This is a genomic window from Pseudomonas sp. MUP55 (assembly GCF_034043515.1).
Taxonomy (GTDB): Bacteria; Pseudomonadota; Gammaproteobacteria; order Pseudomonadales; family Pseudomonadaceae; genus Aquipseudomonas.
Genome location: NZ_CP138214.1, coordinates 3,284,090 through 3,298,988 on the forward strand (window position 1 = coordinate 3,284,090; position 14,899 = coordinate 3,298,988).

Annotated in this window: 13 protein-coding genes; 8 read left to right on the forward strand and 5 right to left on the reverse strand. The window is 62.1% G+C overall.

Annotated elements, in window-relative coordinates:
- Positions 1-35 precede the first annotated feature (35 nt).
- The 3 genes from xylB to SC318_RS14775 all read left to right on the forward strand — a co-directional run bounded on the left by xylB (position 36) and on the right by SC318_RS14775 (position 5,192).
- A complete protein-coding gene (gene xylB, locus SC318_RS14765; RefSeq protein ID WP_320427383.1) occupies positions 36-1,517 on the forward strand; it encodes a xylulokinase in 1,482 nt (493 codons plus the stop codon).
- A gap of 12 nt (positions 1,518-1,529) precedes the next feature.
- Positions 1,530-2,468, forward strand: a complete 939-nt coding sequence (locus tag SC318_RS14770; RefSeq protein WP_320427384.1) for a carbohydrate kinase family protein — start codon at positions 1,530-1,532, stop codon at positions 2,466-2,468.
- Positions 2,469-2,585: 117 nt separating this feature from the next.
- Complete coding sequence (locus SC318_RS14775; protein ID WP_320427385.1) at positions 2,586-5,192, forward strand: autotransporter family protein; 2,607 nt, start codon at positions 2,586-2,588, stop codon at positions 5,190-5,192.
- 44 nt (positions 5,193-5,236) lie between these two features.
- On the opposite strand, the gene SC318_RS14780 is transcribed toward SC318_RS14775, so the two are convergent.
- Positions 5,237-5,509, reverse strand: a complete 273-nt coding sequence (locus SC318_RS14780; protein WP_320427386.1) for a DUF1652 domain-containing protein — start codon at positions 5,507-5,509, stop codon at positions 5,237-5,239.
- A 368-nt stretch (positions 5,510-5,877) separates the two neighbouring features.
- On the opposite strand from SC318_RS14780, the gene SC318_RS14785 reads away from it, so the two are divergent.
- Positions 5,878-6,081 carry a ParD-like family protein gene (locus SC318_RS14785; protein WP_057722199.1) on the forward strand — a complete coding sequence of 68 codons (204 nt, stop codon included), beginning with the start codon at positions 5,878-5,880 and terminating at the stop codon, positions 6,079-6,081.
- Positions 6,078-6,833, forward strand: a complete 756-nt coding sequence (gene map, locus SC318_RS14790; RefSeq protein ID WP_320427387.1) for a type I methionyl aminopeptidase — start codon at positions 6,078-6,080, stop codon at positions 6,831-6,833. Before SC318_RS14785 ends, map begins: the two co-directional genes overlap by 4 nt.
- Positions 6,834-6,860: 27 nt before the next feature.
- Here map and SC318_RS14795 read toward each other — a convergent pair whose 3' ends face one another.
- Complete coding sequence (locus SC318_RS14795) at positions 6,861-8,447, reverse strand: RimK family ATP-grasp domain-containing protein (RefSeq protein ID WP_320427388.1); 1,587 nt, start codon at positions 8,445-8,447, stop codon at positions 6,861-6,863.
- A gap of 94 nt (positions 8,448-8,541) precedes the next feature.
- Between SC318_RS14795 and SC318_RS14800 the strand changes: the two genes are divergently transcribed.
- Positions 8,542-9,642, forward strand: a complete 1,101-nt coding sequence (locus SC318_RS14800; RefSeq protein ID WP_320427389.1) for a peptidase C39 family protein — start codon at positions 8,542-8,544, stop codon at positions 9,640-9,642.
- On the opposite strand, the gene sfnG is transcribed toward SC318_RS14800, so the two are convergent.
- Positions 9,626-10,711, reverse strand: a complete 1,086-nt coding sequence (gene sfnG / locus SC318_RS14805) for a dimethylsulfone monooxygenase SfnG (RefSeq protein WP_320427390.1) — start codon at positions 10,709-10,711, stop codon at positions 9,626-9,628. The genes SC318_RS14800 and sfnG overlap by 17 nt on opposite strands.
- 253 nt (positions 10,712-10,964) lie before the next feature.
- Between sfnG and SC318_RS14810 the strand changes: the two genes are divergently transcribed.
- Positions 10,965-12,203, forward strand: a complete 1,239-nt coding sequence (locus tag SC318_RS14810) for an acyl-CoA dehydrogenase family protein (RefSeq protein ID WP_320427391.1) — start codon at positions 10,965-10,967, stop codon at positions 12,201-12,203.
- A gap of 326 nt (positions 12,204-12,529) precedes the next feature.
- On the opposite strand, the gene SC318_RS14815 is transcribed toward SC318_RS14810, so the two are convergent.
- Together SC318_RS14815 and SC318_RS14820 are read right to left on the reverse strand one after the other, a co-directional pair.
- A complete protein-coding gene (locus SC318_RS14815; RefSeq protein WP_320427392.1) occupies positions 12,530-13,315 on the reverse strand; it encodes a sulfite exporter TauE/SafE family protein in 786 nt (261 codons plus the stop codon).
- Between the two features lie 82 nt (positions 13,316-13,397).
- Entirely contained in the window at positions 13,398-14,177 is a 780-nt protein-coding gene (locus SC318_RS14820; protein WP_320427393.1) for a class I SAM-dependent methyltransferase, read from the reverse strand.
- A 137-nt stretch (positions 14,178-14,314) separates the two neighbouring features.
- On the opposite strand from SC318_RS14820, the gene SC318_RS14825 reads away from it, so the two are divergent.
- Positions 14,315-14,836: a DUF3455 domain-containing protein gene (locus tag SC318_RS14825; protein ID WP_320427394.1), complete on the forward strand. Its 522-nt coding sequence runs from the start codon at positions 14,315-14,317 to the stop codon at positions 14,834-14,836.
- The last annotated feature ends 63 nt before the right edge of the window (positions 14,837-14,899 follow it).

Here is a 14,899-nt window from a genome sequence, read left to right on the forward strand (position 1 = left end):
CCCATCCAAAAAATAAGACTGCTGAGCAAATCATCATGACCCAGCAAAACCTGTTCCTCGGCATCGACTGCGGCACCCAGGGCACCAAAGCCATCGTTCTCGACGCGTCCAGCGGCAAGGTGCTGGGCCTGGGCGCCGCTGCGCACACCTTGATCAGCGGCGCCAACGGCCGACGCGAGCAGCACACCCAGGAATGGCTGGATGCCTTTACCGAAGCCACCCACCGCGCCCTGCAACAGGCCGGGGTGGACGGCCAGGACATCCTCGGCATCGGCGTTTCCGGCCAGCAGCATGGCCTGGTGCTGCTCGATGAGCAGGGTGAAGTGCTGCGCCCGGCAAAACTGTGGTGCGACACCGAAACCGCCGCCGAAAACGATCGCCTGTTGCAGCATCTGGGCGGCGAAAGCGGCTCGCTGGAGCGTCTGGGCGTGGCCATTGCACCGGGCTACACGGTGTCCAAACTGCTGTGGACCCGCGAACAGCACCCGGACCTCTTTGCGCGTATCGCCCACATCCTGCTGCCCCACGACTACCTCAATTACTGGCTCACCGGCCGCGCCGTCGCAGAATATGGCGATGCCTCGGGCACCGGCTATTTCAACGTGCGCAGCCGTGAATGGGACGTGGCGCTGCTCCAGCACATCGACCCCAGTGGTCGGCTGCAGGCGGCGCTGCCCGAACTGATTGAAGCCGATCAGGCCGTGGGCACGATCCTGCCGGCCATCGCCGAGCGGCTGGGCATCAACCCCAACGCGGTCGTGGCCAGCGGCGGCGGCGACAACATGATGGGCGCCATCGGCACCGGTAACATCGCCCCCGGCGTGATCACCATGAGCCTGGGCTCATCGGGCACCGTCTACGCCTTTGCCGACCAGCCCAACGTCAGCCCCCAGGCGTCGGTCGCCACCTTTTGCTCCTCCAGCGGTGGCTGGTTGCCGTTGATCTGCACGATGAACCTGACCAACGCCACCAGCGTGATCCGCGAGCTGTTCGAACTGGACCTGAACGCCTTCAACGCGCTGGTGGAACAGGCCGCCATCGGCGCCGACGGGGTGAGCATGCTGCCGTTCCTCAACGGCGAACGGGTACCCGCCCTGCCCCAGGCCACCGGCAGCCTGCACGGCCTGACCATGACCAACCTGACCCGCGCCAACCTGTGCCGCGCAGTGGTCGAAGGCACCACCTTCGGCTTGCGCTACGGCCTGGACCTGCTGCGCCAGACCGGCCTGCAAAGCCTGGGCATCCGCTTGATCGGCGGCGGGTCGAAAAGCCCGGTGTGGCGGCAGATGGTCGCCGACATCATGAACACCGAGGTGGTGTGTACCGAACAAAGCGAGGCCGCGGCCCTGGGCGCGGCGATCCAGGCGGCGTGGTGCCAGTCCGGCGAATCCCTGGCCAGCCTGTGCGACAAATGCGTGAGCCTTGACCCGGCCAGCCGCACCGTGCCGGTGCCGGCCAATGTCAGGGCCTATCAACAAGCCTACGAGCGCTATCAACAACTTGTGGCAACCCTTTAAGAGCGAGCAACTATGTATCTGGTGTGTGGTGAAGCGCTGTTTGATTTTTTCAGCCAGGAGGATGCCGACGGGCAGGCCGCCAAGCTCGATTACAAGGCGATTGCCGGGGGTTCGCCGTTCAACGTGGCGGTCGGCCTGCGCCGCCTGGGTATCGAGTCGGCGTTCTTTGCCGGGATTTCCAACGATTACCTGGGCCGGCGCCTGTTGCAGGTGCTCAAGAACGAAGGCGTGAACCAAGACTTCCTGGTGCCCTTCGACGCGCCGACCACCCTGGCCATGGTGGCCGTGGGTGCCAATGGTTCGCCGCAATACAGCTTTCGTGGCGAAGGTTGCGCAGACCGGCAACTGCAGCTGAGCCATCTGCCGCCCCTGGGTGATCAGATTCGCGGGCTGCATGTGGGCTCGTTTTCGCTGGTGGTACCGCCAATCGGCGACACGCTGCTCAATCTGGTCAAGCGCGAAAGCGGCAAGCGCCTGATCAGCCTCGACCCCAACGTGCGGCTGAACCCACAGCCGGACATCCAACTGTGGCGCGACCGGGTGGCGGAGTTGGTCAAGCACGCGGACCTGATCAAGGTCAGCGATGAAGACCTGCACCTGCTCTACCCCGAGCAATCCCCGGAAAGCGTGCTGCAAGGCTGGTTGCAACACCGTTGCCAGCTGGTATTTCTCACCCGTGGCGGCGATGGCGCCAGCGTGTTCAGCCGCCGCCATGGCAACTGGTCGCAGCCGGCAGTCGACATCGTGATGGCCGATACGGTAGGTGCCGGTGATACCTTCCAGGCAGCACTGATTGCCTGGTTGACCGAGCACCAATTGGACTCGGTCAAGGGACTGCAGCAGCTTGGCCGCGAACAGATCGACGCCATGCTCGGCTTTGCGATCCGCGCCGCAGCGCTGACCTGCACACGCACCGGGCCGGACCTGCCTTACCGCAGCCAATTAGGCTGATAGCCCTGAAGGCCGTGCGCCGCGCGGCCTGTACCCTTTGTCAGAAAATTCTCCGATAAGCGAGGTGTGTGCTAGACCGAAAAACAGCAGTAACAAAAACAATACGTAGGACACGTTATGACCAAGGCATCTGGCTTTCCAACCCGAGCCGTTATTGCTGTCGGCATTCTTTCACTGCAGTACATCACTCCCCAGACCGCGCACTCCGCGTGCGCTTTTACCCCCGGACCCGGCGACGATAGTTACGTCTGCGACAGCGGCACCAGCGCCACTGGCCTGACCGATCTGCTGGGCAACAACAGCCTCACCCTACCCTCCGGCGGCTCCGGCACCCTCAATGGAGGCGTCACCTTCGGTGCGGGCGCCGATACGGTACGCGTCGACTCCGGCGTGATCACCGGCGCGGTGCAGCAAGGCAACGGCGTCGATGATTTCATCATGAACGGCGGGCAAATCCAGTCCCTGGCCCAGGGTGATTCGCGCGACACCTTCCTGATGACCGGCGGCACCATCGTCGGCGCGTTCGAGGACGGCGACACCGCACGACAGACCGGTGGCACCATCGGGCGCGTCGACATGAAGCTCGACAACAACCTCTACGATATGTCCGGCGGCGCGATCCTGGGTAACCTGGTGACCGCCTTCGGCACCGACACGATCATCGTTTCGGGCGGCACCATCGGCGGCAATATCAGTGTCAGCGGCGGCGATGACAACATCACCGTCAGTGGCGGCGTGATCAATGGCGAGATCCGCGCCAGTGTCGGCAACGATACGTTCAATTGGCTGGGCGGCGGCCAGATCAAATCCGCCGTGCTGATGGGTGATGGCGATGACATCGCGATGCTGCGCGGCCTCAGCGAAAGCCAGCTGGCCAGCACGCCCTCCCTCGACGGCGGCCTGGGCGATGATCAATTGACCTTCGATAACACCACCTCCGGCACGCCGGCGCGCTATGTCGGCTGGGAGACCGTCAACCTCAACAACGCTTCGCGCTTTGACCTGGCCGGGGATTTTTTCCTCGGCGACAGTACCAGCAACACCGGTACGTTCAACCTCGATGGCAGCAGTACCCTGGCCGTGACTCAGGGCGCGATCCGCCCCTACAGCGCAGGCAAACTGGCAACGCTGAACAACGCCGGCACCATCGACATGACCACCGGCAGCGCCAGCGCCGGCGATACGCTCACGGTGCATGGCAATTACGTGGGCAACAACGGCCAACTGTGGCTGCAGACCGTGCTCGGTGACGACAACTCCGCCACGGACAAGTTGGTGGTGTCCGACGGTACGCTCAGCGGCCATACCCAGTTGGCCGTCACCAACCTCGGCGGTGCCGGTGGCTTTACCCAGGACAACGGCATCGAGGTGGTCCAGGCGCTCAACGGCGCGGTCAGCAGCACCGATGCCTTCGCCTTGAAGGGCTCGGTGTCGGCCGGCGCCTATGAGTACCTGCTGTTCAAAGGCGGCGTCACTGCCGGTACGGAAAACAACTGGTACCTGCGCTCCTCGGTGGTGGCCGTGCAGCCACCCGCCGTGCCACCGGTACCGCCCACCCCGCCGGTGGTGGTGCCTGTGCCACCGATTCCACCGACGCCGCCTGTGGTCGACCCCGATGAACCGCCGGTAGAGCCGCCGACCGCGCAACCGGTGGCGCCAGTCGAGCCGCCGGCGCCACCGCCGAGCCAGGTCGCGGCGGCCACGTCACCGCAATCGGCCGCCAGCAACCCGGTGCTGCCAACGGCCGTGGCCGGTGCCGAGCCTATCGCGCTGTACCGCCTGGAAGTGCCGGTGTACTCAGTCGTGGTTCCGGCCGCGCAACTGATGACGCTACAGGCGCTGGGCACCTTTCACGACCGCCAGGGCGAGCAAAGCCTGCTCACTGAAAGCGGGGCGGTGCCGGCCGGTTGGGCACGTGCCTATGGCAGCGACTTCAACAAGCGCTGGTCGGGCACCGTGTCGCCAAGCTTCGACGGCAGCGTCAAGGGCTATCAGGTGGGGCATGATCTTTATGCGGCGCACACCAGCGGCGGGCAACTGCAACGCTTTGGCTTGTTCGTCGGGCAGAGTCGCTTGAACGGTGACGTCAAGGGATTCGCCGAAGGCTTTGAGAACCGGCGCTCCGGACGGGTCAAGCTCGATGGCGACAACTTCGGCGCCTACTGGACGCTCACCGACTCCGCGGGCGGGTACCTGGATGTGGTCGCGATGTTCACGCGCCTGGACGGCGATAACAAATCCGACCGTGGCGTGAAGATGGACACCAAAGGCCATGCCCTGGCGCTGTCCGCCGAAGCCGGTTATCCGTTCAAACTATCCGAACATTGGGTGGTAGAACCGCAGGCCCAGGTAATCCGCCAGACCATCGACCTGGACAGCCAGAACGACGGCATTTCCAAGGTGTCGTTCGATTCCCAGGAGTACTGGACCGGCCGAGTCGGTGCGCGCCTCAAGGGCCGCTACCTAGTGGGCAACACGCCCGTCGAGCCTTACCTGCGCGCGAACGCGTGGCGCACGTTCGGCGGCAGCGACACGGTGACCTTTGATGACGTGGACCGCATCAAGAGCGACCACAAGTCGTCCAGCGCCGATGTGGGCGTAGGGGTTGTCGCCCAGTTGTCGTCGGCGGTGAGCGTTTATCTGGCGGCGGACTACAACACCAACCTGGACGGTAATGCCCTGGAGGGTGTCAGTGGCAATGCCGGTGTGCGGATGAGTTGGTGACCAGCCAACACTAGGGCCTGGCAAACGCCAGGCCCACGAGTCACTCAGGAGTAATAACCACGCCCTGCCGCTCGTTGCAGCACAGGGGCGTGGGTGTGCCTGAGTTCTTCGCGCAATTGGGCGATCAGGTTGCAGATGGCGCGACTGCTGTTGAGCTTGTCCGCACTCACGCCCTTGACCTCCAGGTCCACGCGATCACGGTCGCGGTCGTCATAGACCCTGATCGTCAACGACGCATCTTCGGCTTTGGTGCACTCACACCGTTTAGGCAGGAAACTTCCTTCAATAATGCTGCGAAGCTCTAGTTCCGAAAGCATGGCCAACCTCTCCTTTTTTGAGACTGCCAATCGTTTTATAGGTATCGCGCAGGCACTTGCCTGCCGCGTCTTGCCAACCCTGGAAGACGCCTTCTTCAGAAGCGTACTCGGCAATATCAATGGCTGTTGTAACCTTTCTTCATAAGCGCGCCGCTTGGTTATATAAGCTTGGACGCTCGCGCAGGATCATCGTCGAACCCCATCGATTAATCGTTTAACCCGCAGCCTGAGCCGGGCGCAACCTTGGGAGCCGATGCTTCTGGCAACATATGGCAAACAATCAATCCGTCACCCTTTCGTCGAGACAGGCTTACACGGAACATATGAAACATATACGCTTCGTATATTAAATCCTGAAAGTGAAGCGTATGGGCATCGTCAAGATCACCGACCAATTGCACGAACAACTGCGCCTGGCCAGCGCCGCGATGGACCGCTCCATCAACGCCCAGGCCGAGTTCTGGATCAAGATCGGCCTGCTGGCCGAGCTCAACCCGCAGCTGCCTTACAACGAGCTGATCAACAAGCTGTTGCTGGACAAACCCGACCTGATCCGGGGACGCAGCCAATGATCAAGACGCCACAACAGCTTGCGGTGATGCGCGAATCCGGGCGCCTGCTGGCACAGGTGTTCAGTATGCTCGACGGCTTTGTCGCCGCCGGCCGCTCTACCCTGGAACTGGACAGCGCGGTAGAAACCTTCATCCGCCAGGAGCTGAAGGCCCGCCCGGCCAGCTTGGGCCAGTATGACTACCCCTTCTGCATCAACACCTCGATCAACGAAGTGGTGTGCCATGGCATGCCCAGCGCGAAGGAAATCCTCAAGGACGGCGACATCATCAACATCGACATCACCCTGGAAAAAGGCGGCTTTATTGCCGACTCCAGCAAGATGTACATGATCGGCGCCGTCACCCCCAAGGCGCGGCGCCTGGTGGAGATGACCTTCGAGGCGATGTGGGCCGGCATCCGCCAGGTCCGGCCCGGCGCCCGCCTGGGTGATATCGGCCATGCGATCCAGCGTCACGCCCAGGCGAACGGCTACAGCGTGGTGCGTGAATACTGCGGCCATGGCATCGGCCGGGAAATGCACGAAGAGCCGCAAATCCTGCACTTCGGTCGCCCCGGCACCGGGCTGGAACTGCGCGAAGGCATGGTGTTTACCATCGAGCCGATGCTCAACCAGGGCAGCGCCAAGGTGCGCAGCCTGAAGGACGGCTGGACGGTGGTGACCAAAGACAACAGCCTGTCGGCGCAATGGGAACATACGGTCGCGGTGACGGCGGATGGGTTTGAGGTGCTGACGTTGCAAGCGAGCACCTGAACAACCTCCACCGTTGGATGAGGCGCGCTACCACACTTGCCCTTGGCGTTTTAGTTCCAGGCGCCGCACGAACTCCTCCAGCACCAGGCCATAGAGGTCGTCCTGCAAATAGGCATCCTCAATGCCTGCGTCCAGGTTGGGATTGTCGTTGACCTCGATCACCACCACTTTGTCGCCGGACTGCTTGAGGTCTACACCGTAAAAGCCATCGCCGATCAGGTTGGCGGTCTTCACGGCCAGCTCCACCACCGCCTTGGGCGCTTCGTGAACGGCCAGGGTGCGGCATTCGCCATTGATGTCCTGGCCGATGGCCTTGTGGTTGTAGATCTGCCAATGGCCCTTGGACATGAAGTACTGGCAGGCAAAGATCGGCTTGCGGTTGAGCACACCGATACGCCAGTCGTACTCGGTGTAGAAGAACTCCTGAGCGAGCAGCAGCACCGAATGCTCGAACAACTCGGCGGTGGCCTTGAGCAACGCCTCCTGGCTCTCCACCTTGATCACGCCACGGGAAAAGCAGCCGTCGGGGATCTTCAATACCAACGGGAACCCCAAGCGCTCGCCGACCCGCTCAAAGTCTTCCGGTCGTTCCTTGTAGAGAATCTCGGTGGCGGGCATGCCCAACTGATGGCTGTTGAGCAAGTCGGTGAGGTAAACCTTGTTGGTACAGCGCAGGATCGATGCCGGGTCGTCCATCACCACCAGGCCTTCGCTTTCGGCTTTCTTGGCGAAACGATAGGTGTGGTTGTCGACGCTGGTGGTCTCACGGATCAACAAGGCGTCGTACTCGGCCAGGCGCGAGTAATCCTTGCGCTCGATCAGGTCCACATCGATGCCCAGGCCCTTGCCTACCCGTACGAAATTCTCCAGGGCTCGCGCGTTGGACGGCGGCAGTTGCTCCTGGGGATCGTGGAGGATCGCGAGGTCATAGCGGGCCAGTCGGCGCGAGCGTGGTTGGCGCCAGATCTTGCGGCTGAAGTTGTCGAGGGCGTGGGCGAATTGATCTTCCTGATCATCACGCAACTTATGCAACACGCCGGACTTGACCCCTTCGATGTGCCAACCGTTATTCTTTTTGAAATCAACCAACAGGATCGGGCACGGAAACGCTTCAAACAATTGACGGGCCAAGTCCTGCAACGGCTCTATATTGGTTCGACCGAAATATAGTGTCAGGGTAAAGCCTTCGGTATTGCTGTAAAGGTGGTGACTCAAGGCTTTATCGAGGGTTTTATCCAGGTCGTCCAGGGCCAGCCCGTACAATGCCTTTTTCGTCAGTTCGCTGATGGTGCGCACCGACGGGATCACCTTGTGCCCCCGCGCTTCGGCCAGCAGGGAACAGTAGTAGCCATGCCCCAGGTACTTGTAGCCGCGGCACAGGTTGATCACCTGCACGCGCTTGCCCGTCTCGTTTTCCCGGGTCTGTTCCAGGTATTCCTGGGCAGTCACAATGTCTTCACTGGGGAAGTAGGAGGCCCAGTCTTCCTTGCGTTCGACAATAATCACGACTTGACTTGCACCTTTGGGCGAGGACGAAAAATAACCGTTGGAAGTTATTGTCGCCGCGACTGTTTGCTCGGATACTTCACGCCAATGAGTGTGTACCGCCGACATAATGTTTGATCCGCTTTAGAGAACTCGACCTTTTCTATTAAGCACGATCTTTTAGAGAAGTCCCGTTTCGTTACGCAACTTTTACGGCGGTCATATGGCTCTTTCCTTTCGCGTTGCAACTCCGTGCGATGTGCCTGAACTGGTGGCACTGGAACAACATTGTTTCACCACCGACCGGCTGTCATCGCGCAGTTTTCAGTGGATGATCAGCCGCGCCCATGGCGAGTTGTTGGTCGCGGAGAACGACGGACAATTGCTTGGTTATGCGTTGGTGCTGTTCCACCGTGGTACCTCGCTGGCGCGCCTGTATTCCATCGCCATTGCCGAGCCTGCGCGTGGTCTGGGGCTGGGCAAACAATTGCTCGCGCGCATCGAGGCAATTGCGGTGGAACATGACTGCGCCTACCTGCGCCTGGAAGTGCGCAGCGATAACCCAGGCGCCCTCGCGCTGTATGAGCGAACTGGCTACCGGCGCTTCGCCCTGATCAACGACTATTACGAAGACCACACCGACGCCCTGCGCCTGGAGAAGCGCATCGTCCAGCACCAGGATGCGCGCCCGCAAAGCGTGCCGTATTACCAGCAGACCACTGACTTCACCTGTGGCGCCGCGTGCCTGCTGATGGCCATGGGCGCGCTGGTGCCGGAGCGCGTGACGCAGCGTCGCGAAGAGCTGCAGATCTGGCGCGAAGCGACCACCGTGTTCATGACCGCCGGCCATGGCGGTTGCAGCCCGCAAGGGTTGGCGCTGGCGGCCTGGCGCCGGGGCTTTGGTGTGCGTATGCAGGTGAATGTGCGTGGGCCGCTGTTTCTGGATGGCGTGCGGGACGCGCATAAAAAGGACGTGATGCGTCTGGTGCATGAGGCCTTCGACGAGGAGTTGGCGGCCAGTGGCGTCGAGCAAGTGGTCGGCGGTGCGCTCGACCTGCCCCGGGTATTGCGCGAAGGCGGCCAACCGCTGGTGCTGATCAGCAGCTACCGCCTCACCCGCTCCAAATCACCGCACTGGGTGATGATCACCGATTGCGACGATGACTTTGTCTACCTGCACGACCCGGACGTCGACCACAGTCAGCACCGCCAGCCCTTGGACTGCCAGCACCTGCCGGTCAGCCATGGGGAATTCGAGCGCATGTGCCGGTTCGGTAATAACAAACTTCGCGCGGCCGTGGTGGTCTTCAAGCCACCTGCCTGATTCCGGCCTTAGCCTCCAGCTCACGCACCAGCGGCAGCACACGCTGGCCGAAGTACTCGACTTCTTCCTGAAAGTGCAGGAAGCCGGCCAGCACCAGGTCCACCCCCACCGCCTTGAGCGCAACGATGCGCTCGGCGATCTGTTGCGGCGTGCCGATCAGGTTGGTCTTGAAGCCGTCGTTGTACTGCACCAGGTCTTCAAAACTGGATTTGGCCCAGTTGCCCTCGCCTTCCGGTGAGGCCTTGCCCGCTTGTTTGGCCGCATCACCAAAGGCGTTGACCGCTTCCGGGTCGGCCTTGTCGATGATCTCGGCCAGCACGGCGCGCGCTTCTTCTTCCGTATCGCGGGCGATGATAAAGGCGTTGACGCCGACTTTGACCGAGTGGTTATTCGCCGCCGCCTTGGCGCGGATGTCATCGACCTGGGCCTTGATGCCTTCCGGCGTATTGCCGTTGGTGAAGTACCAGTCCGACACCCGCGCGGCCATGTCCCGTGCCGCCCGTGAGCTGCCGCCCTGGAACACTTCGGGCTGGCCCAGGGGCTTGGGCTTGAGGGTGTAATTGTTGAAGCGGTAGAAGTCGCCCTTGAAGGTGAAGTCATCCTGGGTCCAGATGCCTTTGAGCGAGCGGATGAACTCTTCGGAGCGGCGATAGCGCTCATCGTGCTCCAGCCACGGCTCACCAATGGCCTGGAATTCGCCCTTGAACCAGCCGCTGACGATATTCACCGCGATACGGCCATTGGTGAGCTGGTCAATGGTCGCCAGTTGCTTGGCCGCCAGCGCCGGCTGCCATGGGCCCGGCAGGATCGCCGCGATCACCTTGAGGGTGGTGGTGGCCGCGAGCAGCGCATGGCTGAAGGCTACCGACTCGTGCTGGTTCTCGGCGCCGTAACCGGCGGTGAAGCGGATCTGGGTCAAGCCGTACTCGAAGCCGGCGGCTTCGGCCAGTTGCGCCAGTTTGCGGTTGTAGTCGATGCCCCAGTGGGTGCGTTGCTCGATCTTGCTGACCACCAGCCCACCGCTGACGTTGGGCACCCAATAGGCAAATTTCACGGCTTGCTGACTCATGGATAGTTCCTCGCACACAGGGATGTACCCAGGGGCTGAGCAGCAAGCGTGCCAGGCCAGGGAAACGCCCATGCCAGGCGCACAGCGCGGATGACGGCGCGGGCGCGCCGATGTCGCAGAATGGGCCGGTTTGTCGATCAGCTGTTGCCAGGGCAACAGTGAATGAAGGCTTCAAGCCCGCCAATACTGGCGTCGGCGCCCGGCACGGACTGTGCAATCACCTCGTATTGATCATTGCCCAGGAACCTTGCCCATGACCGAACAACACGTCATCAACCCGCTTTCCATCGGCGTCGATTACCCGCCCCTGGCCGCCCGCTTTCGGCCGATTTTCCAGCGCATCGCCGAGGGCGCGGTAGAACGCGAACTGAGCCGCACCCTGCCCTACGAACCGATCCAGTGGCTCAAGGAGGCCGGCTTTGGCGCGGTGCGCGTGCCGGTGGAGTACGGCGGTGGCGGCGCTTCCCTGCCGCAATTGTTCGAACTGCTGATCGAACTGGCCGAAGCCGACTCCAACGTGCCCCAAGCCCTGCGTGGGCACTTCGCCTTTGCCGAAGACCGCCTCAACGCGCCGCCCAGCGCCGCCCGCGACCTGTGGTTCAAGCGCTTCGTGGACGGCGACATCGTTGGCTGCGCCTGGACCGAGATCGGCAACGTGGCCATCGGCGACGTGGTCACCCAAGTCAGCCCCGATGGTGACCAGTGGACGCTCAACGGTGAAAAGTTCTACAGCACCGGCAGCATTTTCGCCGACTGGATTGATGTCTACGCCCAACGCAGCGACACCGGCGCCGACGTAATCGCCGCCACTCGCGCCCGCCAGCCAGGGGTGGTCCACAGCGATGACTGGGACGGCTTTGGCCAACGCACCACCGGCAGCGGCACATCGCGCTTTAACCATGCGGTGGTGGAGGCAGACAACGTCATCGACTTTGCCACACGGTTCAAATACCAGACCGCGTTCTACCAGTTGGTGCTGCTCGCCAGCCTGGCGGGCATCGGCCGCGCAGCCCTGCGCGACGTGGCACATCAGGTGCGCAGCCGCCAGCGCATCTACAGCCATGGCAATGCGCCCCATGTCAGCCAGGACGCGCAGATTCAGCAAGTGGTGGGCGAAGTGGCGGCCCTGGTCTACGCCGCCGAGGCCAGCGCCTTGAAGGCCACGCTGCCGGCGCAACGGGCGTACCTGGCGCGGTTTGGTGGGGATGACGCCGTGGAGCGCGAAGCCAATGTGGCGGCGGAAATCGAATCGGCCACTGCGCAGGTGGTGGTGTCGCAGTTGATCCAGCGCGCTACCAGTGAACTGTTCAATGCACTGGGGGCTTCTGATGTGCGCCAGGGTAAAGCGCTGGATCGACATTGGCGCAATGCGCGGACGGTGTCTTCGCATAATCCGGTGATCTACAAGGCGCGGATCGTGGGGGATTGGGTGGTTAATGGGGCTGAGCCGCCGTTTGTTTGGCAGATTGGGAATGGGCCGGGGAAGGCTTGATGTCGCAATGGTGATCGTTCCTACGCTCTGCGTGGGAATGCCTCCTGCGACGCTCCGCGTCCAGGTTTGGGCTAATGCACACAACTGACGCAGAGCGTCACGGGCTGCATTCCCACGCAGAGCATGGGAACGATCGCACAATGCCAGTCAGTTAAGCGAAAAGGACCCCTGTAGGAGCGAGCTTGCTCGCGAAAAACGTCCAGGCGACGCGTTCATGCTGAATAAACGCGGGGAGTCTGAGTTCTTCGCGAGCAAGGGCTAGCCGCCCGCCTCGCTCCTACAAAAAGTCTTAACTGACTGGCATTAGGGGTTGCCCCCTCCCACATTTAGAATGCGAGCTTGTAACCCACCGCCATCAACATCACCGCCAGGCACGGACGCAGCACAGCGTCCGGGATCCTGCCGGTCATGTGGCTGCCCAGGTAAATGCCCGGCAACGACCCCATCAACAAAAAGCCCAACAACGGCCAATCCATATTGCCCATGCTGGCATGCCCCAAGCCTGCCACCAGGGTCAGCGGCACGGCATGGGCGATTTCGGTACCGACCAGGCGACGCGTGGCCAGGAACGGATACAGGATAAACAACGCCACCGTGCCCAGCGCCCCGGCGCCGATGGAGGTCAGGGCCACCATGGTGCCGAGCACCGCGCCGGTCACTACGGTCAGCGCGTTCAGGTTGCGCGGGCTCATGTGATAGTCATCGCCGGCATGGCGTTGGGCAAACGCCAACAGACTTTTCTTGAACAGGATCGCCAGGGCCGTCAGCAGCAGCACCACACCGAGGGCCTGCTTGATCATCGCGTTCATCGCACTCGGGTCGGTGTGCAGACTGGCGAGGAACCACAGGGTCAGCAATACCGCTGGCACACTGCCCAGGGTGAGCCAGCCAGTGATGGTCCAGTCGATGTTCCTGTTCTTGCTGTGCACCAGCACACCGCCGGACTTGGTGATGGCGGCATACAACAGGTCAGTGCCCACGGCGGTGGCCGGGTTGATGCCGAACCACAACAGGATCGGCGTCATCAAGGAGCCTCCGCCGACGCCGGTCATGCCTACGATAAAACCCACGATCAGGCCAGCAACCACAAACCCCACATTACCCACATCCATTACAGCTACCTGCGGCCTTATAAATTTCTGGCCGCAGGATAGCGATTTTTCTTATAACCACTTATATCAATATGATCTGACTTTATGCCTTTTTATCAAGCCGGTGGCAGACGTAGGCCTGGGTCTGATACGGGAAGGCGACGGTGTCCCGGCCCTTCAGTGCCGGATGCGTGTCGATCAGTGTCTGCAACTGTGCGGTGACCGCTGCCTTGGGACCCTCAGCCAGCGCGGCGATAAAGCTCACGGAGAGGAAGCGGTCCATGATCACTTCCTGAGGGCTGCCGACATGGCTGTAGGGAAAACAGGTCATCTCAGGGTCGGAAAAGTACTCGCCGGTAAAGGCTTCACGCCAGCGACCGGTATGAAAACGCGGGGTGTCGCCCTCGTAGGGGGTGATGATCCGCGTGATGGCCGCGACCCAATCCACCGATTCATCCCGCACGTTCCAGACCAGGCCAAGGCGGCCGTCGGCCTTGAGCACGCGATGGATCTCCGCCAGGGCCGCCTCGGTGGAGAACCAGTGGAACGCCTGGGCACACACCACCGCGTCCGCACTGGCAGAGGGCAATGGCATGGACTGCGCAGTGCCATTGACCAGACGCACATCCGGCAGAAGCCTTTTCAACTGGGCACCCATTTCAGCCACCGGTTCGACGGCCGTCAACCTTGGCGCCAGGGTGCTGAGCAAACGGGTGAACTTGCCGGTGCCGGCCCCCAGATCAACCACATTCGACTGGCCGTCGATGCGTAAGGCCTGCGCCAGCCAGCCCGTGAGCTGCCTCGGATAGTCCGGCCGGCCTTGGGCGTAGGTGACGGCCTGGGTAGAGAAACCTTGTTGAGCAGACGTGTGTACACCAGTCATTGCCAATCTCTCCTTGGGTAAAGCGGGGGCACAGTGTGCGCCCTGGCACGTTTATTTTCTAATCGCTGCATCCAATCGGGCCGCTCACGGGTAGTACTTGCAGCAACCCCGCTGTTCTACCCAATGGAGAACTACCCATGAACGCTAAAGCCCTGCTCTGCCTCACCGGTCTGCTGGTCGCCAGCCCTGCCGTCTTTGCCCAGGCCGCTCTGCCCGACAGCATCAAGGTACCGGATGGCCATAAGGTCGCCCTGGAAACCACCGGCGTTGGCGAAATCACCTACGAATGCCGCGACAAAGCCAACGCCGCCGGGCAGACCGAATGGGCCTTTGTCGGGCCCAAGGCCGTCTTGAACGACCGCAACGGCAAGCCGGTGGGCACCTACTTCGGCCCGCCGGCGACCTGGCAGGCCAATGACGGCTCGAAAATCACCGGTACCCAGTTGGCCGTGGCACCGTCGGGCGCTGGCAACCTGCCGTACCAACTGGTCAAGGCCAACCCGGCCGAAGGCAACGGCGCGATGCGTGGCGTGAGTTACATCCAGCGCGTCGCGCTCAAGGGCGGCGTCGCCCCCACAAGCGCGTGCACGGTTGCCAACAAGGGCACGCAGCAAACCGTGAAGTATCAGGCAGACTACATATTCTGGGCCGCTAACTGAGCAAACTCGGCTACGCTCGCCTTGTGGGCGCGAGGACGCTCGCCCCTACAATGCGCAGACGTC

Excerpts from the sequence above, each read along its gene's own strand:
- xylB (WP_320427383.1), top strand. The coding sequence starts at position 36 with ATGACCCAGCAAAACCTGTTCCTCGGCATCGACTGCGGCACCCAGGGC.
- SC318_RS14770 (WP_320427384.1), top strand. The coding sequence starts at position 1,530 with ATGTATCTGGTGTGTGGTGAAGCGCTGTTTGATTTTTTCAGCCAGGAG.
- SC318_RS14775 (WP_320427385.1), top strand. The coding sequence starts at position 2,586 with ATGACCAAGGCATCTGGCTTTCCAACCCGAGCCGTTATTGCTGTCGGC.
- SC318_RS14780 (WP_320427386.1), bottom strand. The coding sequence starts at position 5,509 with ATGCTTTCGGAACTAGAGCTTCGCAGCATTATTGAAGGAAGTTTCCTG.
- SC318_RS14785 (WP_057722199.1), top strand. The coding sequence starts at position 5,878 with ATGGGCATCGTCAAGATCACCGACCAATTGCACGAACAACTGCGCCTG.
- map (WP_320427387.1), top strand. The coding sequence starts at position 6,078 with ATGATCAAGACGCCACAACAGCTTGCGGTGATGCGCGAATCCGGGCGC.
- SC318_RS14795 (WP_320427388.1), bottom strand. The coding sequence starts at position 8,447 with ATGTCGGCGGTACACACTCATTGGCGTGAAGTATCCGAGCAAACAGTC.
- SC318_RS14800 (WP_320427389.1), top strand. The coding sequence starts at position 8,542 with ATGGCTCTTTCCTTTCGCGTTGCAACTCCGTGCGATGTGCCTGAACTG.
- sfnG (WP_320427390.1), bottom strand. The coding sequence starts at position 10,711 with ATGAGTCAGCAAGCCGTGAAATTTGCCTATTGGGTGCCCAACGTCAGC.
- SC318_RS14810 (WP_320427391.1), top strand. The coding sequence starts at position 10,965 with ATGACCGAACAACACGTCATCAACCCGCTTTCCATCGGCGTCGATTAC.
- SC318_RS14815 (WP_320427392.1), bottom strand. The coding sequence starts at position 13,315 with ATGGATGTGGGTAATGTGGGGTTTGTGGTTGCTGGCCTGATCGTGGGT.
- SC318_RS14820 (WP_320427393.1), bottom strand. The coding sequence starts at position 14,177 with ATGACTGGTGTACACACGTCTGCTCAACAAGGTTTCTCTACCCAGGCC.
- SC318_RS14825 (WP_320427394.1), top strand. The coding sequence starts at position 14,315 with ATGAACGCTAAAGCCCTGCTCTGCCTCACCGGTCTGCTGGTCGCCAGC.